Source organism: Streptomyces sp. NPDC059989, from assembly GCF_042736975.1.
Lineage (GTDB): Bacteria > Actinomycetota > Actinomycetes > Streptomycetales > Streptomycetaceae > Streptomyces.
The window spans coordinates 1-20,438 of the sequence record NZ_JBHWUO010000004.1 but is presented as its reverse complement, the minus strand read 5'-3'; the positions used below and the strand labels follow the sequence as shown (position 1 = coordinate 20,438).

Annotated in this window: 16 protein-coding genes; 7 read left to right on the top strand and 9 right to left on the bottom strand. The window is 74.0% G+C overall.

The features are described from left to right. Window positions 1–29: 29 nt before the first annotated feature. On the bottom strand, window positions 30–698 hold the full coding sequence (locus ACFWBN_RS04835) for a response regulator (protein ID WP_385170598.1): 669 nt from the start codon (window positions 696–698) through the stop codon (window positions 30–32). Then, window positions 695–1,873 (bottom strand): sensor histidine kinase, encoded by a 1,179-nt coding sequence (locus ACFWBN_RS04830; RefSeq protein WP_385170595.1) that lies wholly within the window; start codon window positions 1,871–1,873, stop codon window positions 695–697. Before ACFWBN_RS04830 ends, ACFWBN_RS04835 begins: the two co-directional genes overlap by 4 nt. A gap of 274 nt (window positions 1,874–2,147) precedes the next feature. Between ACFWBN_RS04830 and ACFWBN_RS04825 the strand changes: the two genes are divergently transcribed. Then, entirely contained in the window at window positions 2,148–4,361 is a 2,214-nt protein-coding gene (locus tag ACFWBN_RS04825; RefSeq protein ID WP_385170592.1) for an MMPL family transporter, read from the top strand. A gap of 87 nt (window positions 4,362–4,448) precedes the next feature. Here the strand turns inward: ACFWBN_RS04825 and ACFWBN_RS04820 are convergent, their stop codons facing one another. The 3 genes from ACFWBN_RS04820 to ACFWBN_RS04810 all read right to left on the bottom strand — a co-directional run bounded on the left by ACFWBN_RS04820 (window position 4,449) and on the right by ACFWBN_RS04810 (window position 8,429). Continuing rightward, window positions 4,449–6,242: an ABC transporter permease/substrate binding protein gene (locus ACFWBN_RS04820; RefSeq protein WP_385170589.1), complete on the bottom strand. Its 1,794-nt coding sequence runs from the start codon at window positions 6,240–6,242 to the stop codon at window positions 4,449–4,451. Further along, the gene (locus ACFWBN_RS04815) at window positions 6,242–7,303 is read right to left on the bottom strand and encodes a glycine betaine/L-proline ABC transporter ATP-binding protein (RefSeq protein WP_385171223.1); all 1,062 of its coding nucleotides are present in this window, start codon (window positions 7,301–7,303) and stop codon (window positions 6,242–6,244) included. The genes ACFWBN_RS04820 and ACFWBN_RS04815 overlap by 1 nt, the downstream gene beginning before the upstream one ends. Before the next feature lie 184 nt (window positions 7,304–7,487). Beyond that, complete coding sequence (locus tag ACFWBN_RS04810; protein ID WP_385170587.1) at window positions 7,488–8,429, bottom strand: SigB/SigF/SigG family RNA polymerase sigma factor; 942 nt, start codon at window positions 8,427–8,429, stop codon at window positions 7,488–7,490. 229 nt (window positions 8,430–8,658) lie between these two features. Between ACFWBN_RS04810 and ACFWBN_RS04805 the strand changes: the two genes are divergently transcribed. Further along, window positions 8,659–8,910 carry an AsnC family transcriptional regulator gene (locus ACFWBN_RS04805; protein ID WP_385170584.1) on the top strand — a complete coding sequence of 84 codons (252 nt, stop codon included), beginning with the start codon at window positions 8,659–8,661 and terminating at the stop codon, window positions 8,908–8,910. Between the two features lie 89 nt (window positions 8,911–8,999). Beyond that, window positions 9,000–10,562 (top strand): S8 family serine peptidase, encoded by a 1,563-nt coding sequence (locus tag ACFWBN_RS04800; protein ID WP_385170581.1) that lies wholly within the window; start codon window positions 9,000–9,002, stop codon window positions 10,560–10,562. Here ACFWBN_RS04800 and ACFWBN_RS04795 read toward each other — a convergent pair. Further along, window positions 10,542–11,369, bottom strand: a complete 828-nt coding sequence (locus tag ACFWBN_RS04795) for a GntR family transcriptional regulator (RefSeq protein WP_385170578.1) — start codon at window positions 11,367–11,369, stop codon at window positions 10,542–10,544. The two genes, ACFWBN_RS04800 and ACFWBN_RS04795, sit on opposite strands and share 21 nt — an antisense overlap. A 116-nt stretch (window positions 11,370–11,485) precedes the next feature. Further along, entirely contained in the window at window positions 11,486–13,042 is a 1,557-nt protein-coding gene (locus ACFWBN_RS04790) for an IucA/IucC family protein (RefSeq protein ID WP_385170576.1), read from the bottom strand. 118 nt (window positions 13,043–13,160) lie between these two features. Between ACFWBN_RS04790 and ACFWBN_RS04785 the strand changes: the two genes are divergently transcribed. Beyond that, window positions 13,161–14,675: an IucA/IucC family protein gene (locus ACFWBN_RS04785; protein ID WP_385170574.1), complete on the top strand. Its 1,515-nt coding sequence runs from the start codon at window positions 13,161–13,163 to the stop codon at window positions 14,673–14,675. Window positions 14,676–14,708: 33 nt separating this feature from the next. Then, window positions 14,709–15,398, top strand: a complete 690-nt coding sequence (locus ACFWBN_RS04780) for a class I SAM-dependent methyltransferase (protein WP_385170572.1) — start codon at window positions 14,709–14,711, stop codon at window positions 15,396–15,398. A 22-nt stretch (window positions 15,399–15,420) separates the two neighbouring features. Here the strand turns inward: ACFWBN_RS04780 and ACFWBN_RS04775 are convergent, their stop codons facing one another. Beyond that, the gene (locus tag ACFWBN_RS04775) at window positions 15,421–16,608 is read right to left on the bottom strand and encodes a cytochrome P450 (protein WP_385170569.1); all 1,188 of its coding nucleotides are present in this window, start codon (window positions 16,606–16,608) and stop codon (window positions 15,421–15,423) included. A gap of 145 nt (window positions 16,609–16,753) precedes the next feature. Here ACFWBN_RS04775 and ACFWBN_RS04770 point away from each other — a divergent pair, with 145 nt between their 5' ends. Further along, the gene (locus ACFWBN_RS04770) at window positions 16,754–18,268 is read left to right on the top strand and encodes an FAD-binding oxidoreductase (protein WP_385170567.1); all 1,515 of its coding nucleotides are present in this window, start codon (window positions 16,754–16,756) and stop codon (window positions 18,266–18,268) included. Between the two features lie 203 nt (window positions 18,269–18,471). Further along, window positions 18,472–19,878, top strand: coding sequence for a hypothetical protein (locus tag ACFWBN_RS04765; protein ID WP_385170564.1), 1,407 nt, complete (start codon window positions 18,472–18,474; stop codon window positions 19,876–19,878). Here the strand turns inward: ACFWBN_RS04765 and ACFWBN_RS04760 are convergent. After that, complete coding sequence (locus tag ACFWBN_RS04760; protein WP_385170561.1) at window positions 19,832–20,224, bottom strand: hypothetical protein; 393 nt, start codon at window positions 20,222–20,224, stop codon at window positions 19,832–19,834. The genes ACFWBN_RS04765 and ACFWBN_RS04760 overlap by 47 nt on opposite strands. Window positions 20,225–20,438: the final 214 nt, after the last annotated feature.

Here is a 20,438-nt window from a genome sequence, read left to right as displayed (position 1 = left end):
ATTCCGGTCCTCTTACGGGCACTTGGTGATCAACCGCGCGTGCCACCGGCTTCCACCAGGCCCGATTCGTACGCCGCGATGACCGCTTGGGCGCGGTCGCGGACGCCCAGCTTGCCGAAGATGCCCGTGATGTGGTTCTTGACCGTGGAGACGCTGATGTCCAGTTCCAGGGCGATCTCGGCGTTGTCGAGGCCGGTGGCCAGGAGCTGCCAGATCTCCAGTTCGCGCGGGGTGAGTTCGGGCGGGACCGCGGCGGCGGCCGGCCGGGCGCGGGCGGGGGTCCGTACGTAGGTGGACAGCAGCCGGGTGAGGAGCCGGGGTGCGACGGCGGCCTCGCCGCCGTGGACGATGCGGACCGCGGCGCCCAGTTCCTCCGGGGAGATGTCCTTGGGCAGGAAGCCGTAGGCGCCGGCGCGCAGGGCGGCGACCACGTACTCGTCCATGTCGAAGGTGCTGAGGGCGAGCACGCGGGTCCCGGGGAGGGTCCGGGCCAGTTCCCCGGTGGCCTGCACCCCGTCGAGGACCGGCATCCGGATGTCCATGACGACCACGTCGGGCCGCAGTTCATGGGCGAGGGCGACGGCCTGGGAGCCGTCCTCGGCCTCGCCCACCACCTCGAACTCCGGGTCGGGCGCCAGGATCAGGGCGAGGCCCCGCCGGACCAGCGGCTGGTCGTCGGCGATGAGTACGCGGATCATCGGTGTCGTTCCCCTCCCTCACCGCCCCCGGCGCCTCCCGGGACCGGGAGGCGGGCCGCCACCCTGAAACCCCCGCCGTCGAGTGCGGCGGCCTCCAGGGTGCCGCCCTGGAGGGCGACGCGCTCGTGCATTCCGATCAGACCGTACCCGGGGCGCGGCGGTGCGGGCCGCGGACCCGGTGCCCAGGCCCCCGCCCCGTCGTCGCGTACCTCCACGGCGACTTCGTCGGGGCCGTACGTCAGCCGTACGTGCGCCCGCGCCTCCCCGGCGTGCTTGCGGGTGTTGGTCAGTGCCTCCTGCACGATCCGGAAGACGGTGAGGCCCACGGTCGGCGGCAGCGGCCGGACCGGCCCGTCCACGGTGAACTCCGTCTCCGTCCCGGCCAGCCGCGACTCGGTGATGATCCGGTCGAGGTCACCGGCTCCGGGCTGCGGTGCCGGAGGGGTGTCCTCCGCCTCCTCTCCGGCGCGGAGCACGTCGAGGAGTTGCCGCATCTCGCGCAAGGCCATGCGCCCGCAGTCCTCCAGGGTGACGAGGGCCTCGCGCGCCACCCCGGGATCGTGGGCCAGGTTGGCCCGGGCCCCGCCGGCCATCAGCTGCATGGTGGTGATGTGGTGGGCGACGATGTCGTGCAGTTCGCGGGCGATCCGGCGGCGCTCCTCGGCCAGCGCGCGCTCGGCCTGCAGGGTGTGCTGGGCCGCTACCTCCCGCTGCCGGCGCTTCACCACCACGGCCGTGATGACGACCAGGATCGCGGCCACCGCGTCGGCGAACAGGATCCAGCCGGCGGGGAGCAGGGTGCCGCCCATGCCCACGGCGGGCAGGGGAACGGACGCGAGGAGGGCCCCCGCGACCACCGCTGGACGGCAGAACCTCGCGACCGAGTACAGGGCGATGGCGAGGCTGAGGGAGAAGTGCGCGGACACCACCGGCGTGGCCAGGTTGGGCACCACGCCCAAGGCCAGCACCGCCGCGAGCACGGCCACGGGGTGGCTGCGCCGGGCGAGCAGCGACAACGCGGCGGCCACGAGGGCGAAGGCCGCCGTGACGGTGATGGGCACCCCTTCGGGCTGGCTGCCGAACGAGAATCCCACGAGGTCGACGGCGGCGGCCCCGACGGCCACGAGTGCGTCGTTGCGCGTCCAGCGCAGCCTGTCGGCGCCCTTGCCCGTCATGGCCGGTCCTCCCCCGCCGACTGCCCCGCCCGGCCGGTGCCGGGGCGGCGCGCAGCCGGTCTCTCATGATCCATTCTGTCAGCGGGCCCCGCCGGTGGCACCGTCCCGGAGACGGGTGACGGACCAGGACCAGGGTCCTGGTCCGGGCCGGAGTCCGGACCCTGCTCCCGGGCCACGGCTCCTCCGCCGCCCCGATGTGGCCCCCGGCCCCGCCTGATGGTCTGGAGATCGGCCGGGGACCCCCGGCCGGAACCGCACAGACCGGAGGAGTCACGTGATCCGCGCCCTGACCGGATTCTCGACGCGAAGTCCCTGGAAGGTGATCGCCGCCTGGGCCGTGCTGGGCATGGCGCTGACCGTCCTGGGCCAGGCGCTGGTGTTCCGCGCCACGCAGAGCAGCGCCGGCGACTTCCTGCCCGCGACCTACGATTCGGCCGCCGCCCTGAAGGTCGCCGAGGAGAGCTTCGGGGTCGAGCCGGGCGCCAACCCCCTGACCGTGCTGGTCGCCAGGCCGGACGGCGCGCCGCTCGGCGCCGACGACGAGCGGCTGATCGACGGGGAGGCCGCGAAGCTGGCCCGCCACCGGATCGCCATGCCCGCGTCCGAGGACGACCTGCCCTTCGCCCAGGACCATTCGCAAGTCCCCCGGGTCGGCGCGGCGATGACGGCTCCCGACCGGAGCTTTCGCCTGCTGACGGTGGAGCTGAGCGGAAATCCCCAGGATCCCGGGATGCAGAACACCTACCGGGCCTTCCGCGACGCCGCCCGCGCCCAGTTCGCCGAGGCGGGGCTGCGGACCGGGTTCACCGGCGGGATCGCCGACAGCGTGGACAGCGCCGACGCCGAGAAGACCCGGTCCGTGGTCATCGGCATCGTGATGCTCGCGGTGATCGTGCTGCTGCACGTACTGGTCTTCCGCAGCCTGCTCGCCGCACTGCTGCCGCTGCTCGTCGTCTCGATCGTCGGCGGCGCCGCTACGGGCACGGTGGTCGGCGTCGCGATGCTGACCGGCATCGACCTCGATCCGTCCACCCCGCAGCTCATCAACGTCGTCCTCGTGGGCATCGGCATCGACTACTTCCTCTTCCTGCTCTTCCGCTTCCGCGAGCAGTTGCGCCTGCGGCCCGAGCAGTCGGGGCGCACCGCCGCGGCCGAGGTCGGCGGGCGCGTGGGGACGGCGGTGACCTCGGCGGCGCTGACCATCGTCGCCGCGTTCGCCACGCTCGGGGTGGCCTCCTTCGGCCAGTTCAGGGTGCTCGGTCCGGCCATCGCCGTGGCCGTACTGGTGATGCTGTTCGGCAGCCTCACCCTGATGCCGGCTCTGCTCGCCGTCACCGGGCGCAAGATGTTCTGGCCCGCGCGTACGTGGAAGCGGGAGCCCCGCGGGGGCTGGGCCGCCCGGCTGGGCGACCGGGTGGCGCGCCGGCCGTTCGCGGCGGTCCTCGTCTGCGTGGCGCTCCTCGGGGCCCTGGCCGCGGGAGTGGCCGGCATGCGGATGGACTACGGATCGGGCGCCGAAGGCGGTGAGCGTACGGCCGCGGCGGCCACCGCGGCCGAGATCTCCCGCGCGCTGCCCGCCGGGGTGTCGGACCCGATCAGCGTCTTCGTCACCGCCTCGGACGGCGGTGTGCTCGGCGCCGAGCGGCTCGGCGGCCTGGCCGGGGCGCTCGGCGAGGTGGACGGCGTGGGCCGGCTCGCCCCGACCGTGCTGAGCGAGGACCGGTGGGCGGCGCGGATCGACCTGTTCCCGAACGCCGGTCCGAACAGCCGGGAGGCCCGCGATCTGGCGTCCGGCCCGGTCCGGGAGGCGGTCGCCGCGCACCGGCCGGCGGGCACCGAGGCGCATGTGGGGGGCACCGCGGCGGTGTTCGCCGACATCTCGACGGCCGTGGACGAGGACCTGCGGCTGGTGTTCCCGGTGGCGGCGGCGCTGATCGCGCTGATCCTGTTCGTGCTGCTGCGGAGTCTGCTCGCCCCGCTGGTCCTGCTGCTGTCGGTGGGGCTGGGGTTCGCCGCGACGCTGGGTGCCTCGGCGCTCGTCTTCCAGCGTGCGCTGGACCGGCCGGGCGTGGCCTTCACGCTCCCGCTGATCCTGTTCCTGTTCGTGGTCGCGCTGGGCACCGACTACAACATCCTGGTGACCGACCGGATCCGCGAGGAGATGCAGCGGCCCGGTCCGGCGCGCGCCGCCGTGGCCCGCGCGGTGCGGCAGACCGCGCCGGCCGTGGCGACGGCCGGACTGGTGCTGGCCGCCTCCTTCGGGAGCCTCGCCGTCAGCCCGGCCCCGGCCACCCAGCAGATCGGCTTCGCGACGGCGCTCGGGATCCTGCTCTCGGCCTTCGTCCTGTCGATCGTCCTGGTGCCCGCCTGCGCGGCGCTGCTGGGCCGGTCCCTCTGGTGGCCGTCCCGGTCCCGGCCCGCCGCGCCGCAGGACGGCCCGTCGGAGACCGGCCCGGCGCAGGCACCGGACCGCGTGCTCGTGCGCTGAAGCACCGCCCGGACGTGCGAAGGCGCCGGCGCGCGCAGGACCGTACGGGTCCCGCGCACACCGGCGCCTTCGGCGTCCCCTCGGGGATCAGGACAGCTTGTCGATCTCCGGGTGGTCCTTCAGCCAGGCGCGGACCGCCTGCTGCTCCTTGCCCTTCCCGGTGTCCTGGATCGTCGCCTCCAGGCTGGTGAGCTGCTCCTCGGTGAGCTTGAAGGAGCGCAGCCAGGCGGCGACCTCGGGCTCGTCGGCGCCGAAGCCCTTGCGGGCCAGGGTGTGGATGCCGTCGCCCTTGCCCCAGACGCCCTTCGGGTCCTCCAGCTTGGTCAGCTCGTACGAGGAGTACGCCCAGTGCGGCGACCACAGGACGGTCACCACCGGCTCCTTCTTGTCGTAGGCCCGCTTGAGCTCGGCGAGCATGCCGGGGGTGGAGCCGTCGACGACCTCGTACTCACCCTCCAGCCCGTACTCCTTGAGCACCTTGTCCTTCAGGATGGACATGGCCCCCGCGCTCGGTTCGATGCCGATGATCCGGCCCTTGAACTGCCCGGACTTGCCCTTGAGGTCGGCGAGCGAGCGCACGTCCTTCACGTACGAGGGCACGGACAGCTCCAGCGAGGTGGAGCCGTACCAGGAGCCGAGGTCCTCCAGCTTGTTCCCGTACTTCTCCCAGTACTGGGCGTGCGTGACGGGCAGCCAGGCGTCGGTCTGGAAGTCGAGCTGTCCGCCGGCCAGGCCGGTGTAGAGCGCTCCGGCCTCCAGCTGGCGGGCGTCGACCTTGAAGCCGCGCCGCTCCAGGAGCTCCTTCCACAGGAAGGTGGAGGCGATGCCCTCGTCCCACGGGATGTAGCCGATGGACACCGTGCGGCCCTTGCCGGTGTTCGCGGCGCCGGCCGGTCCGTCCTCGGCGGCGGAGCCGCCGAAGGTGTGCAGGGCGCCCGCGACGAGGGCCAGTACGACGGCCCCGGTCACGGCGTAGGCGGGCTGGGGGCGGTGGTTCCACAGCTTGGCCGCGCCGGTAGCGGCGGACCGTGCCTTGGCGAGGGCGCGCCGGCCGAGCGGGGAGACCTGGCGGCCGAGCGCGCCGGTCATCCGGTCGAGGTACATGGCGAGGATGACGATGGAGATGCCCGCCTCGAAGCCGAGGCCGATGTCGACGTTGCCGATGGCCCGGTAGACGGCGCCGCCGAGGCCGCCGCCGCCCACCATGCCGGCGATGACGACCATGGACAGGCCGAGCATGATGACCTGGTTGACGCCCGCCATGATGGTGGGCAGGGCCAGCGGCAGCTGGACGCGGACGAGGGTGTCGCGCGGGGTGGTGCCGAAGGCGTTGGCGGCCTCGACCAGTTCCGCGTCGACCTGGCGGATGCCGAGCTCGGTCATCCGTACGCCCGGCGGCAGCGAGAAGATGATGGTGGCGATGATGCCGGGCACCACGCCCACCCCGAAGAAGATGATGCCGGGGATGAGGTAGACCATGGCCGGCATGGTCTGCATGAAGTCCAGGACGGGCCGCAGGACGGCGCTGACCCGGTCGGAGCGCGAGGCCCAGATGCCGAGCGGGATCGCGAACACCAGGGTGACCAGGGTGGCGACCAGGACCAGGGACAGCGTGGACATGGCGTCGGCCCACAGGTCGACGGAGTCGACGAGGGCGAAGCCGGCGAAGGCGAGCAGGCCCGCGAGGAGACCGCGCAGCCACCAGGCGGCGACGGCGAGGATGCCGGCGAACAGCAGCGGGGCGGGGGCGGACAGGACCGCGTCGATGCCGTCGTAGAGGCCGGTGACGAGCGCGCTGATGGCGTCGAACAGCCAGGACAGGTGGCGCTGGAGGAAGTCGACACCGCTGTCGACCCAGGCGCCGAGGTGCAGGCGGGGCATCAGGCTGCCACCTCCACGCAGGCCATGGGGGGCCGCTGTTCGTCGCCGATGAAGGCGATGAGGCGGTCCTGCGGTACGGAGCCGATGACGGCGCCGTCCGCGTCGGTGACGGCGACCGGGTGCGGGACGCGGGCGCTGATCGCGCACAGGTCGGCGAGCGGAGTGTCGGTCTGGACGGTGGGGCAGCCGCAGGTGTCCGCGTCGAGGGAGGGCTCGTCCATGACGGCATCGGCCGTAAGCACTCGCGAACGGTCCACGTCCTGGATGAAGGAGGCGACGTACTCGTCGGCGGGGCGCATGAGGATGTCCTCGGCGGTGCCCTGCTGGACGATGCGGCCGTCGCGCATGACGGCGATGCCGTCGCCGAGGCGCATGGCCTCGTTGAGGTCGTGGGTGATGAAGACGATGGTCTTCTTCAGCCGCCGCTGGAGTTCGAGGAGCTGGTCCTGCATGTCGCGGCGGATCAGCGGGTCGAGGGCGCTGAAGGACTCGTCCATCAGCAGCAGGTCGGCGTCGGTGGCCAGGGCGCGGGCCAGGCCGACGCGCTGCTGCATGCCGCCGGAGAGCTCGTCGGGCCAGGACTTCTCCCAGCCGCCGAGCCCGCACAGCGCCAGGGCCTCGGCGGCCCGGCGTTCGCGCTCGGCCCGGGGGACGCCCTGGACCTCCAGTCCGTAGCCGGCGTTCTCCAGGACGTCGCGGTGCGGGAACAGCGCGAAGTGCTGGAAGACCATGCTGATTTTGGTGGAGCGTACGCGGCGCAGCTCGCGGGGGCCGAGCGTGGTGAGGTCCTCGCCGTCGAAGAGGATGCGTCCCGCGGTGGGTTCCAGCAGCCCGTTGAGCATGCGCAGCAGGGTGGACTTGCCGGATCCCGACAGGCCCATGACGACGAAGATCTGGCCGGGCTCGACGCGGAAGGAGGCGTCGATCACCGCGGCGGTCGTGCCGGCCGCGCGCAGCTCGTCGCGGCCCGCGCCGTCTTCGAGCGCGCGGACCGCCGCCGCCGTGTCGTCAGGGTGTCTGCCGAAGACCTTGTACACGTGCTCGGCCTGGAGCGTGGACACATACACCTCGCGGGTCGTACCGGGTACGGCGCCGCGCTGCGGAGAACCGGGGAGGCGGGCCGTGGAGCGGGACGGGATCTGCCCGTGTGCGCCGCGCCTCCGGCTCGATGGCCTGAGTACATGGTTCCGCTCCAGCGGCGCACCTGCCCGGCATTCACCTCAGCAAACGCAAAGGTGATCTACCTCACGCGTGGGCCCCGGAGTCGGGCCCGGTCTCGTCGAGCAGCATCGAATCGCGCAGGTGGCCGAGGAGCCGGGTGAGCAGCCGGGAGACCTGCATCTGCGAGATGCCGAGGGCATCCCCGATCTGGGCCTGTGTCAGCTCCTCGCCGAACCGCATCTGGAGCATGCGGCGCTCGCGGGCGGTGAGCTGCTCCAGCAGCGGCGCCAGGGTCTGGATGTCCTCCACCAGCTCCATGGCCGGCTCCTCCTCGCCCATGACGTCGGCGAGGCTGTGGGTCTCGGTGGAGCCGCCGCCGTACTCGGCGTGCGCGGTGGGCGGGGCGTCCAGGGAGCCGCTGGTGTGGCCGTTGGCGGCGACGAGACCCTCTATGACCTCCTCGTCCGAGAGGCCGAGGTGGTCGGCGAGGTCCGCGACGGTGGGCGAGCGGTCGAGTGTGACGGTCAGCTCTTCCTTGGCCTTCGCTATCTCGATGCGCAGCTCCTGGAGCCGGCGCGGAACGCGGACGGCCCAGGTGGTGTCGCGGAAGTGCCGCTTGATCTCGCCTGTGATGTACGGCATGGCGAGGGTGGAGAACTCGTTCTCGCGGGCCGGGTCGAAGCGGTCGATGGCCTTGATGAGGCCGATGGTGCCGACCTGCACGATGTCCTCGATGTCGCCGCCGTCGCCGCGGTTCCGGAAGCGCCGCACGGCGTACTGGACGAGTGAGGCATTCATCTCAATGAGCGTGTTGCGGACGTACTGGTACTCCGGAGTGCCCTCGGTCAGCTCGCGCAGCCGCCGGAAGAAGAGCTTCGACAGCTCCCTCGCGTCCGCGGGCGCCATCTCCCGGGGCTCGTCGATCCGGGGCAGGCCCGCTATACGGGCGGCCTCGGAGCCGCGACGGGGCTGGGGGACCGGGGCGTGGGTGGCGGCGGTATGGGGGGACGGGGCAGGGACCGGCATGGGGTTCGCTCCTTGGGCTGGTCGGCTTGCGGCGCGGGACCTTGACTGCCGTAGATGGTGGCCCTCTTCGTGTCGCACGTCAAGAATTGCAGGAAATCCTTTTCACGTCTTGCATCACGTGAATCGTGTATCGCATCATGACCGCATGGGGAGCATGCCACAGCGACAGAACTGGACATTCCTGACTAATCACGCCCGCGTTCTGGTGACCATCGCCCGGGACCCGGCCGTGCGGCTCAGAGATGTGGCCACGGTCTGCGGACTGACCGAACGGACCGTGCAGACGATCGTCACCGACCTGGAGGCGGACGGGTACTTGCGGCGCGTCCGCGACGGCCGGCGCAACCGGTACGAGATCTCCCCGGGGGCCGTCTTCCGCCACCCTGCGGAGGCGGGCGTCCAAGTGGCCGGGCTGCTGGCCCTCCTGACCGGCGCCGCCGCGGCCCCGGGCACCCCGGTCCCGGATCTCGCCACGGACTGAGCCACCCCTTCCGTCCCTTTATCCCCTTCTGTGCCAAAAGTCACAGCCCCTCTTGTGCCTCGGTCGGGCGCGGGCCCAGCCTGGGCCGCATGACCACGAGACCGTACTTATCGGGGCGCTGCGGCGCCGTCCTCGCGCTCGCCGCCGCGCTCGTCCTCGGGGTGGACACCGGGGCCTCCGCGGTGAGTCCTCCCGAGGGCTCCGTCCGCTACGCCGGCGCGCCCGGGGCCGTCGCCGGCAGCTACCTCGTCCTGTTGAACCCGTCCCGCGCCACCTCGCGCACTCCGCGGGGCCGGAGCGTCGTCGAACGCTCCGGGGGCCGGATCCGCCGCACGTACGACGCCGCGCTGAACGGCTACTCCGCCGAGATGTCGGAGCGGCAGGCCCGGCGGCTCGCCGCGGACCCGGCCGTCGCCGAGGTCGTACAGAACCGGAAGCTGACCCTCGACGCCACCCAGCCGGACCCGCCCTCCTGGGGCCTGAACCGGATCGACCAGCGCCGGCTCCCGCTGGACACCGCCTATGCCTACCCGGACTCGGCCGGGCAGGGCGTCACCGCGTACATCGTCGACACGGGCGTCCACATCACGCACGAGGACTTCGGCGGTCGCGCCTCCTACGGCTACGACGCCATCGACGACGACATGACCTCCGAGGACGACCACGGCCACGGCACCCACGTCGCCGGCACAGTGGCGGGCACCACGCACGGCGTGGCCAAGCAGGCGAAGATCGTCGCGGTACGGGTGCTCGACTACACCGGCACGGGGACCACGGAGCAGGTCGTGGCGGGCATCGACTGGGTGACCCGCAACGCGGTGAAGCCGGCGGTGGTGAACATGAGCCTGGGCGGGGACCCCGACGACGTACTGGACGCCGCCGTCCGCAATTCCATCGCCTCGGGGCTCACCTACGCCGTGGCCGCCGGCAACCAGGACATCGACGCCTCGGGCCACTCCCCCGCCCGGGTGCAGCAGGCGCTGACGGTGGGGGCGGTCGGCGACTACGACCACCGCGCCGAGTACTCCAACCACGGGCCGCTGATCGACCTGTTCGCCCCCGGGGACGACATCGAGTCGGCCGCGTACTTCTCCGACGACTGGTACATGACGATGTCGGGCACCTCGATGGCCACCCCGCACGTCACCGGCGTGGCGGCCCTCTACCTCTCCACCCACCGGACGGCGACCCCGGCCCAGGTCGGCGCGGCCCTCACCGCCTACGCCTCCACCGGTTCGGTCATCGATCCCGGCCCGGGGTCCCCCAACCGGCTCGTCCATTCCGGCGGTTCCCCGCAGCGGCCGGCGGGCAAGCGGTTCGCGAACACCACGGACTTCCCGGTGGCCGACCTGGCGACCGTCGACTCCCCCGTGACCGTGAGCGGGGTGTCCGGCAGGGCCCCGGCGGACCTCGACGTCGAGATCGCCATCAAACATCCGGACGTCGGGGACCTGCGGATCGACGTGATCGCCCCGGACGGCACGGCCTACCCCGTCAAGGACGAGTGGGAGGCATGGATCGAGACCGACTACACCGTCGTCTACGCGATCAACGCCTCCTCGGAGACCGCGAACGGGATCTGGCGACTGCGCGTGTTCGACACCCGGAGCGACCACACCGGCTACATCGACTCATGGGCGCTGCGCTTCTGAGCCCTTCACGGAGTACGAGCGCTCCGGGTCACGGTGGAAGGTCAGCCGGTCCCAGGTGGGGAAGGCCAGGTCGGTGACGGCCAGCAGCCGGCCGGAGCCGTCGTGCAGGGTGCGGCGCACGGTCAGGCCGCAGGCCTGGGGGGCCGCGGCCGGCGGATGGGTGGTGCGGGTCATCGTGAGGGTCTCGGTGACCCGCCCCTCCACCGCGGCGCGGTCGAACCAGCGGTTCAAGGGGCCCAGGTCCTCGTCGCGGACCGGCGCCAACCGGTCGCGATAGTAGGCCAGTTCGGGACTGTGTGCGACGGCGCCGGGGCTCAGGTACGTGACCGCGTGCGTGAGGGTCTCGCCCGCCGGGCCGTGCTCGCGGCGGTGGTGGACCAGGGTGCGGTCCCCGCCGCTCATGCCGAGCAGCGCGGCGAGCGAGGGCGGCACGGTGACGCGCGTGAGCCAGCTCTGGGCCGGGAACGGGACGGTCGTGGATGCCGGGGCCTGCACGGCGACCGCGACGGCGGTGCCCTCGACATCCTCGACACCCTCGAAACCGGAGACAGCGGAGACACCGGGGACACCGGCGGCAGGGCGGGTGCCGCGGCGGCCCGTGACGACGAGGCCGTCCTCGCGCAGCTGCTGGAGCGCGGCCCTGATGGTCTGCCGGTTGACCTGGTAGCGGGCGGCCAGTCTGCGTTCGGAGGGCAGTCTGCCGCCGGGGGTGTGCGCGGCGCGGTCGAGTTCGTGCCGCAGCGCTGCGGCGATCCGCTGGTACTTGGGCATGGCGGCCGGGCCGCCGCCCCGCGAAGGGGAGGGCATGGCTTCTCCTCTGACGGGTGGTCAAGGACTGCGCGGTCTGCCCGACCAACGTAGCATTGGTCTATACCTTTCCGTGAGAGGGCTTCGGGGAACGGCGACCACCTTGGCCGGTTTCGCTACCCCCGCAGCGGGTTCGGCAGCGGCAGGTAGCGGGCGTCCGCGCCGTCCGCCCGGGTCCACCGCAGCAGCAGGTTGGTCTTGGCCGGCAGGGCCGGAGCGGCGAGGAGCTCCGCGATCTCGGGGAGCCCGTGCGCGGCGTCGCAGCGCAGGAACTCCTCCCGCACGGCCGGCCACACGAGCGGCGAGATGTCCGGATGCAGCTCCGCCAACGCCCCGGCGATCTCCGCCAGATTGTTGACCACCAGGCAGTAGACCAGCCGCTGCCAGGCCGCCGCGCGGTCCAGGTCGGGCAGGAGCTTGACCCCCTCGGCGTCCCGGAAGAGCGCCTGCACCGGCAGGCCCGCCGCGTCGACGGCGACCAGGGTGTTCTGGAGGTGGGCTTCGAGCACGATGCCGTGCCGGGCGAACAGCTCCAGTACCGGGGGCACCACGTGGCGCAGGTACGCCCGCCACCAGGCGGCCGGTTCGGCCGTGGCCGCCAGTGGACTCCCGGCGTAGCCCTCGGCGAGCGCGGCGGCGAGCAGCGGGGTGGACCCGGGCGCGCCGTGGGCGTGCAGGCCGTCGCGGACCAGGACGGCGAGCTCCTCGAAGGCGAACTCGGCGGTGCGGTAGCCGCGGTCGGCGAGCCAGGCCGCGCGCTCCGTGTCCGCCCCGTCCCGGCCGCTCCGGCGCAGGGCTCCGAAGCCCGCCTCGACCGCCGCGTCCGTGCGGCGCAGCTTCAGCAGGTCGTGCCGCCACAGCCGGCGCACGTCGTTGGTGATCCGGACGTCGAGGCTGAACTTCACGAAGAGGTCGGCGCCCGGCCGGGGCACGTACAGCGTCCGGATCGAGGCGGTGGGCCAGGCCGGCAGGCGGCTCTCGCCGAGCCACAGCAGCCGCCCGTCGGCGAAGGCCTCGCGCACCGGCGGCCGGGAGCCGACGAGGTCGAGCTGCCAGGGGTGCGCGGGCAGCAGCCGGTAACCGGCGGGCGGGCGCGGCCCGTCGAGGGCGTCGGCGAGGGAGTCGACCGCGTCGGCGGCGGCCGGGCCGCCCTCCTCGGCCACCTGGTCCTCGCGGACCCCCAGGAACACCAGCGGGAAACGGGCGTGGGCCTCGGGCGCGTACGGCAGCCAGCTCCCGGCCGGGGCCCCGCCCCGGGCCTTGGGCGCGGGATGGTGCGGATGGCCCATCACCAGGGACTGCTCGGAGAGCAGGTACGGGTCCACCGGGGGCTCCGCGACCGCGCGGGCGGCCAGCAGTGCGGCGATGGCGTCCCGGCTGTCGTCGATCTCGACCGGGAGTTCGTCGTTCGGGACGCCGGTGTAGCGGAGCAGCTCGTCGGCGGTCAGTTTGACCAGTTCGGTGTGGCCGAGCGGATGCCAGCCGTCCCCCGTGCTCAGCTCGGGGCGTACGGGCCGGCGGCCGCCGTGCACCCGGAGCAGCCGCCCGCTGCCGCGCAGCCGGTGGACGTCCGCACCCGGCCCGACGGGGTCGGCGACCTCCCGGAGCAGGCAGTTCAGGAGGGGGGTCGCGGCGTACGCGTCGGCGACGGCGTTGAAGTCCACTGGTTCCATTCGGTCCATCCGGTGCGCCGGAGGATCGCGGGACGCGACCACCGGCCGTGATCTTCAGTATCCGCGATGATGACGTGACCATCCTGCAAAGCGACAACCCGATGTGCGGAGCCCCAGCATGCATCTTCCCGCCTCCCCGGCCGAGGAGGCCCTCGCCACCGAGCTGGCCGGCGTACGCCCCGCGCTCGGGCCCTCGTACGCCGCCGCGCTGCCCGGTGCCCGCGCGGCCGTGCTGACCCGGCTGTGGCGGGCGCTCGCCTTCGAACCGCTGCCGTGGGTGGTGGGCCGGGAGCGGGGACCGGGCGGCCTGGTGCTGCGGCTGGCCGGGGGCGGCCGGCTGGAGGGGCCGCCGCCGGACCCGTACGCGACCGAGCCGTACGTGGAGGAGCTGCTGCTCGACGGCCGGGCCCACCGGCAGGCCGCGCGGCTGGTCTCGGCCCTGGGGGTGCCGCACGGGGAGGGGTTCGCCGCCGAGCTGGACGGCAGCACGGCCTCCCTGGCCCTGTCCCGGGCCGGGCAGCCTCCCGCCGGGCGGGACAGCCCCGCGCGGAGCACCTGGGAGTGGGAGCAGCGGGTGGTCGACGGGCATCCGTACCACCCCAACTGCCGTTCCCGGCCCGGGTTCTCGGTGGCCGAGCAGCTGGCGTACGCGCCCGAGCACCGGCCGGTGGTGGAGCTCGGGCTGGTCGCCGTACGGGCCGAGGAGTGCCTGGTCACCGGCGACTGGCCGGCGGAGCTGCGGGACGGGGGGCGGATCCTGGTCCCGGTGCATCCGTGGCAGGCCGCGCACGCCCTGAAGCACGAGCGGGTGCGGGGCGCTCTCGCGGCGCACCCGCTGATGGCGCTGCGCACGCTCGCGCCCGCGGCGGGCGGGGCGCACGTCAAGACGGCGCTGAGCACCCGGCTGACCTCCTCCGTACGGGACATCTCCGTCTACTCCATCGAGACGGCGGCGGCCGTCTCCGCCTTCGCCCAGACCCTGTCCGAGCGGCTCGACGGCCGTCTGCACGTCACGCGCACCCTGGGCGCGGCGACCGCGCACAGCCCGGACCTGGCGGCCGTGCTGCGCGAGCCGCCGGAGGTGTTCGCGGACGCCGCCGCCGGTGAGCGGGTGCTCCCGGTGGCGGCGCTGGGCTCCTTCCCGCCGGCCCGCTCGGCCGCCTGGCGGGCCGAGTTCGCCCGGCTGGCGCTGTCGGTGTGCCTGCGGGTGCTGGAGCTCGGGGTGGCCCTGGAGGCCCACGGCCAGAACCTCCTCGTCGTCCTCTCCCCCACCGACGCACCGGTCCGGCTGGTCTACCGCGATCTCGCCGACATCCGGATCAGCCCGGCGCGCCTGGTCCGGCACGGCCTGCCGGTGCCGCCGCTGTCCGGCCGGCTGATCACCGATGACGTGACGGTGCTGCGGCGCAAGCTGTTCGGGTCCCTGCTGACGGGGGCGCTCGGTGCCACGGCCGGTTCGGCGGGCGCCTTCGCCGAGGCCCTGTCCGAGGCCGCCGGCCTGCCGCCGACCGCCGACACCGGGGCGCTGCTGACGGGTCCGCTGCCCACCAAGGCGCTGACGCTGATGCGGCTGAGCCCCGGCATCCCCGGCGACCAGTGGGCGGAGCTGCCCAATCCGGCGGCCGGGGGGTGAGACTCGGCGACGGTCGGGCTACTGTCCAGGGGCATGGGAGAGACCTCGTACCTGAGTTCCGTACGGACGTCCTACGACACCGTCGCCGTCGACTACGCGCGGCTGCTCGGCACGGAACTGGACCGCAAGCCGCTGGACCGGGCCATGCTGGCCGCGTTCGCGGAGTGCGTGCGCGGTGAGGAGGGCGGCGGGGGCCGGGCGGTGGCGGACCTCGGCTGCGGTCCGGGGCGGGTGACGGCCCACCTGGACGGCCTCGGCGTACGGGCCTTCGGCGTCGACCTCTCTCCGGCGATGGTGGCGGTGGCCCGCCGGACCTATCCGGGGCTGCGGTTCGAGGTGGGTTCGATGGCCGCGCTCGACATCGCGGACGGGGTCCTGGGCGGGGTCCTGGCCTGGTACTCGACGGTGCACACGCCGCCCTCGGAGCTCCCGCCGCTGTTCGCGGAGTTCGCCCGGGTCCTGGCGCCGGGCGGCCACGCGCTGATCGCCTTCAAGGCGGGCGACGAACTCGTCCGCCTGGAGCACGCGTACGGCCACCCGGTCGCCCTCGACGTGTACTGGACGCCCCCGGACCGCATGGCCGCCCTCCTGACGGACGCCGGCCTGACGGAGGTGGCCCGCCTGATCCGCGCACCGGACGCCGGCGAAAGGTCCCCACAGGGCATCCTGCTGGCACGCAAGGCGGCGGCCGCCGATCCCGACGGGGCCGTCCGGTCGTCCTGAGCCCGCGCTCCCGCCGTGGCGCCTACCAGCGGAGGGGGAGGCGGGTCACGCCGCGCATGAGGGTGCCCGGGAGCCAGTCGGGGTCGGCCGATTCCGGGGTCGGTGCGAGGGCGGGGAAGCGGGCCAGCAGGGTGCGGATCGCGATGCGGCCCTCCATGCGGGCCAGCGGGGCGCCGAGGCAGAAGTGGATGCCGTGGCCGAAGGCGACGTGGCCCTGGGCCGGGCGGCGGATGTCGAAGGCGTCCGGCTCCGCGAAGCGGGACGGGTCTCGGTCCGCCGCCGCCAGGGCGACCACCACCGAGGAGCCCGCCTCGATGCGGACGCCGCCGATCTCCAGGTCCGTGCGGGCGAAGCGGTACGTGGCGTGCTGCACCGGGCCGTCGTAGCGGAGCATCTCCTCCACCGCGCCGTCGATCAGCCCGTCCGGATCGGCGCGCAGCGCGGCCAGCTGGTCGGGGTGGGCGAGCAGGGCCCGTACGCCGTTGCCGATCAGGTTGACCGTGGTCTCGTGGCCCGCGACCAGCAGCAGGAAGGCCATCCCGATCAGCTCCTCCGGGGAGAGCTGGTCGCCGTCCTCGTCGCGGGTCCGGATCAGGGCGCTGAGCAGGTCCTCCCCCGGGGTCTTGGCCTTGGCCTCGACGAGTTCGAAGAGGTACGCGGTCATCTGCTCCACGACGCGGGGGTCCGTGCCCGCCGGGTCCAGCGGGGCCACGATCTCGCCCGACCAGTAGCGGAAGCGCTCCCGGTCCAGGTCGGGGACGCCGAGCAGTTCGCAGATGACGGTCATCGGCAGCGGTACGGCCAGGGCCGCGATCAGGTCGGCCCGGCGGTCCGGAGCCGCCGCCATCGCGTCCAGCAGCTCATCGGTGACCTCCTGGACCCGCGGCCGCAGGGCCTCGATGCGGCGGGGCGTGAACTCGCGGGCCACCAGGCGGCGCAGCCGGGTGTGGTGCGGCGGGTCGGCCTCCAGCATGTTGCTGGCGGCGGCGCTCGCCGGGGTGTTCCCGAACAGCTCGGAGCCGAGCCAGTCCTTCGACAGGGCCGGGTGGTTCAGGGCCTGTCGGGCCTCCTCGTGGCCGACGACCAGCCACGACCGGTCGCCGCCCAGCATCACCCGGTGGACGGGCCCGGCGGAGCGCAGCGCGGCGTAGAAGGGGTACGGGTCGGCGTTGAACTCTTCGGCGTGCGCGCCGAGATCCACGAGAGGCATGGGGGAAGGGTACGACCAACACCCCCTGACCGAACCGGAAATATGACCGGCCGAATCGTTCCGCCTGTGCGCCGTTCGGGGGGCAGGCCGGAGTGTGTGGGCCCGCCTTCACGGCGATCGGGCCCGGCGGTGGCAGGAAGGAGTCATGAGCCTCCATCGCCGCCAGGTCCTGGGAACCGCGGCCGCGGCCCTCGTCTCCTGCCTCGGGGCGGCGGCGGCCCGGGACCCGGACTACGGCGTGCTCGCCCGCGCGATCGACGGGCGGGTGGTGCTCCCGGGCGACCGGGACTATCCCGAGGCCCGGCAGCTGTTCCAGCCCCGCTACGACTCCGTGGCGCCGGCCGCGGTGGCCTATCCCGCACACGCCGATGACGTGGCCGTCTGCCTGGACTTCGCCCGCCGCTCGGCCGTGCCGGTGGTCCCGCGCGGCGGCGGGCACAGCTACGCCGGCTGGTCCACCCGCGCCGCCGGGCTGGTCGTCGACACCGGAGCCATGGCGGCCGTCACGGTCGAGGGGGACGGCGTACGGATCGGTGCGGGGGCCCGGCTCGGCGACGTGAACGCGGCCCTGGCGGAGCGGGGGCTCGCCGTCCCGACCGGCCTGTGCCCCTCCGTCGGCATCGCCGGACTCACCCTGGGCGGCGGCCTGGGGCTGGCCTCGCGGGTCTACGGAACCACCGCCGACCGGCTCACCGGCGCCCGGGTGGTCACCCCCGACGGGGCCGTCCGCGAGGTGGCCGCCGACCGGGATCCGGAGCTGTACTGGGCCCTGCGCGGCGGCGGGGGCGGCAACTTCGGGGTCGTCACCGAATTCCGCTTCCGCACCCACCCGGCGGGCGACTGCGCCTTCGCCGAGCTCCACTGGCCCGATGCCGACTCGGCGGCGGTGCTGAGCGGCTGGCAGCGCTGGCTGGCCGCGCTGCCGGATCCGTTCTGGAGCCAGGTCGAGTTCACGGTCGAGGCCGGCTCCCCCGCCGCGCCCCCGGCGGTCCGGGTGGTGTGCCTGGACGGGCGCTCCGAGCTGGAACGGCAGTTGACCCGGCTGTCGGACCTGGTCGGCCGGCCGGTGCGGGACAGCTGGATCGTCGTACGGGACTACGGGGACACCGTACGGGCCATGTCGGGCTGCGCGGAGCGCAGTCCGGCGCAGTGCCGGCTGCCGGGCACGCTGCCCGGCCGCGACCCGCAGGGCCTGCTCGGCAGGGACTCGTACGCCGCCCGTTCCGACTTCTGGACGGGCGCGGGGCTGCCGGACGCGGCCGTCCGTGCCGTGCTGGCCGCCGTGGGGCGGTACGGGCGGGCCGTGCCGCCCGGCGGCCTCGGGGTGGTCCAGTTCGACGGGGTCTGCGGCGGCGCCGTGAACCGGGTCCCGGCCGCGGACACCGCCTTCGTGCACCGCGACAGCGCCTTCCTGGCCCAGTACCTCGCCTACTGGCCCGCGAAGGCGACCGCCGCCGAAACGGCCCGGCACCAGGGCTGGCTCGACGGGCTCTGGCGGGACCTGCGGCCCTGGGCGAGCGGCCGGGCGTACCAGAACTACACGGACCCCGGGCTGACGGACTGGCGCGAGGCCTACTACGGCCCGAACCTCGCCCGGCTGACCGAGGTCCGGCGCACCTACGACCCCGACCGGCTCTTCCGCTTCCCCCAGGCCCTGTAGGGGGTGTCTTGTGGATCATGCCGGGCTCGCGATGTCTGGCACCGCGCCTCGCCGCGTTGCCGTCGGTCGCCGACGTCCCCCAGCTACCGCTGGGAGGTGCCCCCACCGCGTCAACTCCCTCCTCCGCCTTGCCATGCACGGCACCAGACACCGCTCCGCTCCCTGATCCGGCCTGACCCACAAGACACCCCTTAGGAGCTCCCGTGCGACGTATGTTGACCATGGCCGCGGCGGCGGCCGCCCTGCTGGTGCCCGGAGGGCCGCTTCCCGTCGCCGAGGCCGGGAACGCCGCCGTCCCGGTGGCCGCGGGGCACTGGACCGCCCGCGAGGCGGAGTCCTTCTGGACCGCCGAACGGATGGCCGCCGCCGTGCCGATGCCGTCGGATCCGGAACCGGTGGCCGGGCCGGGAGCGGATCCGGAACGGGTCGCCATGCCGGCACCCGCCGCGGGACCGGTCGCCGCTCCGACACCGGATCCGGGGCCCGTCGCCGTGCCGGCACCCGATCCGGGACCCGCCGCCGTGCCGGCACCCGATCCGGGACCCGCCGCCCCTGCGGCGCCCGAGGCGGCCGCGCCCCAGGCGCCCGGGGCGGCATCGGCCCCGACGCCCGAGCCGGCCTCGACCCCCGCGCCCGAGCCGGCCTCGACGCCGTCCCCAGCCGCCTCTCCCTCCCCGTCTCCCTCGCTCGGGTCAATGCCCGCCCCGGCCCCTTCCCCCGCGTCAACGCCCTCCCCGGACCCGGCCCCGTCCTCGGAGCCGACGGTTGCGGCCCCCACGCCGGCACCGACACTCACACCGAGCCCGAGCCTCACCCCGACGCCAACGCCGACGCCTGCCCGCACCCCGGCCGCCCGTCCCCTCCCCGCCCTGCTGCCGGCCGCAGGCCCCGGCGTCGGGCAGGACTTCAACGGCATTCCCGTCGTCGGCCGGATGTTCGTGGTCAAGGGCGGCGGGGCGTACTTCTGCACCGCGAGCGTGGTCGCCTCACCCCGCCACAACCTAGTGCTCAGCGCGGCGCACTGCCTGCTCGGCTCCGACACCCGGCAGATCGCCTTCGTACCGCAGTACACGCGCGCCAAACCGCAGCCCTACGGGATGTTCCCGGTCGTGCGGGACACGGCCGGCCGCTCCAAGATCTGGATCGACCCCCGCTACCGCTCCCAGGGCGCCGACCGCGCGGCCACCCTCGACGTGGCCTTCGCCCAGGTGGGGCCGGACGCCCGTGGCTTCCCCGTGGAAGACGTGGTCGGCGGCAACCGCCTGGTCACCGGGGCCGGTTACGTCCACCCGAGCATCACCCTGATCGGGTATCCGGCCTCCGCCGCGCGCCCGCGCCTGTGCGTGAACCGGACGACGAAGTTCACCAGCACCGACGCGCGGATCCCCGGATCGTTCCTGCGGATCGACTGCACCGGCTATCCCGGCGGGACCAGCGGCGGCCCGTTCCTGGCCCGCTACGACGCGCGGACCGGAACCGGTGACGTGGTCGGGGTCATCGGCGGCTGGAAGACGGGCGGGGACACCGCCGACACCTCCTACAGCTCCTACTTCGGCACGGACATCAGGAAGTTGTACGAGAAGGCGGTTGCCGGGGCGAAGGCGGGGTGAGCACCCGGACCCAGCGGGTCCGGCGCGGGTTGCCGACCGTGCGCGGGGTCGCCGGGAGCCCGTCGGCGGTCAGCGGGTCGGCGGGCGCGAGCCCGAGCCGGCGGCGCAGGTCGGCGAGGGCCGCGTGGACGGGCGCGAGGACGAGCTCGGCGCCCGGGTCGATGCAGGCGAGGGCGTGCGCGGTGGTCTCGATCGCCTCGGCGGCGTCCTCGGCGGCGGTCCGGCTCCAGCCTCCGGGCGCCCCCGTCCCCCAGGGCACGACGGTGTCGTAGAGGTGGCAGGCGGCATCGGCCACGGCGTCGGCCCGTTCCCGGACACCCGGCGCCGCGATGGTCGGCAGTTCCATGCCGGGTCAACGAGCCGGGCCCCTCCCGGGGTACGAGCCGGGCCCTGCGGGGCAACTCCCCTACCCGCCCTTCCACCTCCCCCGGACTCCGTCCGGGAGGGGCCCCCACCCGGGGCTCCGCCCCGGACCCCGTACGTGCGCTCCGCGCCCGTGCCCTCAAACGCCGGGCGGGCTGAATTTCGGCGCCGCCCCGCGCCACCGCCGGGCCACGGCG

Excerpts from the sequence above, each read along its gene's own strand:
- ACFWBN_RS04835 (WP_385170598.1), bottom strand. The coding sequence starts at position 698 with ATGATCCGCGTACTCATCGCCGACGACCAGCCGCTGGTCCGGCGGGGC.
- ACFWBN_RS04830 (WP_385170595.1), bottom strand. The coding sequence starts at position 1,873 with ATGACGGGCAAGGGCGCCGACAGGCTGCGCTGGACGCGCAACGACGCA.
- ACFWBN_RS04820 (WP_385170589.1), bottom strand. The coding sequence starts at position 6,242 with ATGCCCCGCCTGCACCTCGGCGCCTGGGTCGACAGCGGTGTCGACTTC.
- ACFWBN_RS04810 (WP_385170587.1), bottom strand. The coding sequence starts at position 8,429 with ATGCCGGTCCCTGCCCCGTCCCCCCATACCGCCGCCACCCACGCCCCG.
- ACFWBN_RS04800 (WP_385170581.1), top strand. The coding sequence starts at position 9,000 with ATGACCACGAGACCGTACTTATCGGGGCGCTGCGGCGCCGTCCTCGCG.
- ACFWBN_RS04795 (WP_385170578.1), bottom strand. The coding sequence starts at position 11,369 with ATGCCCTCCCCTTCGCGGGGCGGCGGCCCGGCCGCCATGCCCAAGTAC.
- ACFWBN_RS04790 (WP_385170576.1), bottom strand. The coding sequence starts at position 13,042 with ATGGAACCAGTGGACTTCAACGCCGTCGCCGACGCGTACGCCGCGACC.
- ACFWBN_RS04785 (WP_385170574.1), top strand. The coding sequence starts at position 13,161 with ATGCATCTTCCCGCCTCCCCGGCCGAGGAGGCCCTCGCCACCGAGCTG.
- ACFWBN_RS04780 (WP_385170572.1), top strand. The coding sequence starts at position 14,709 with ATGGGAGAGACCTCGTACCTGAGTTCCGTACGGACGTCCTACGACACC.
- ACFWBN_RS04775 (WP_385170569.1), bottom strand. The coding sequence starts at position 16,608 with ATGCCTCTCGTGGATCTCGGCGCGCACGCCGAAGAGTTCAACGCCGAC.
- ACFWBN_RS04770 (WP_385170567.1), top strand. The coding sequence starts at position 16,754 with ATGAGCCTCCATCGCCGCCAGGTCCTGGGAACCGCGGCCGCGGCCCTC.
- ACFWBN_RS04760 (WP_385170561.1), bottom strand. The coding sequence starts at position 20,224 with ATGGAACTGCCGACCATCGCGGCGCCGGGTGTCCGGGAACGGGCCGAC.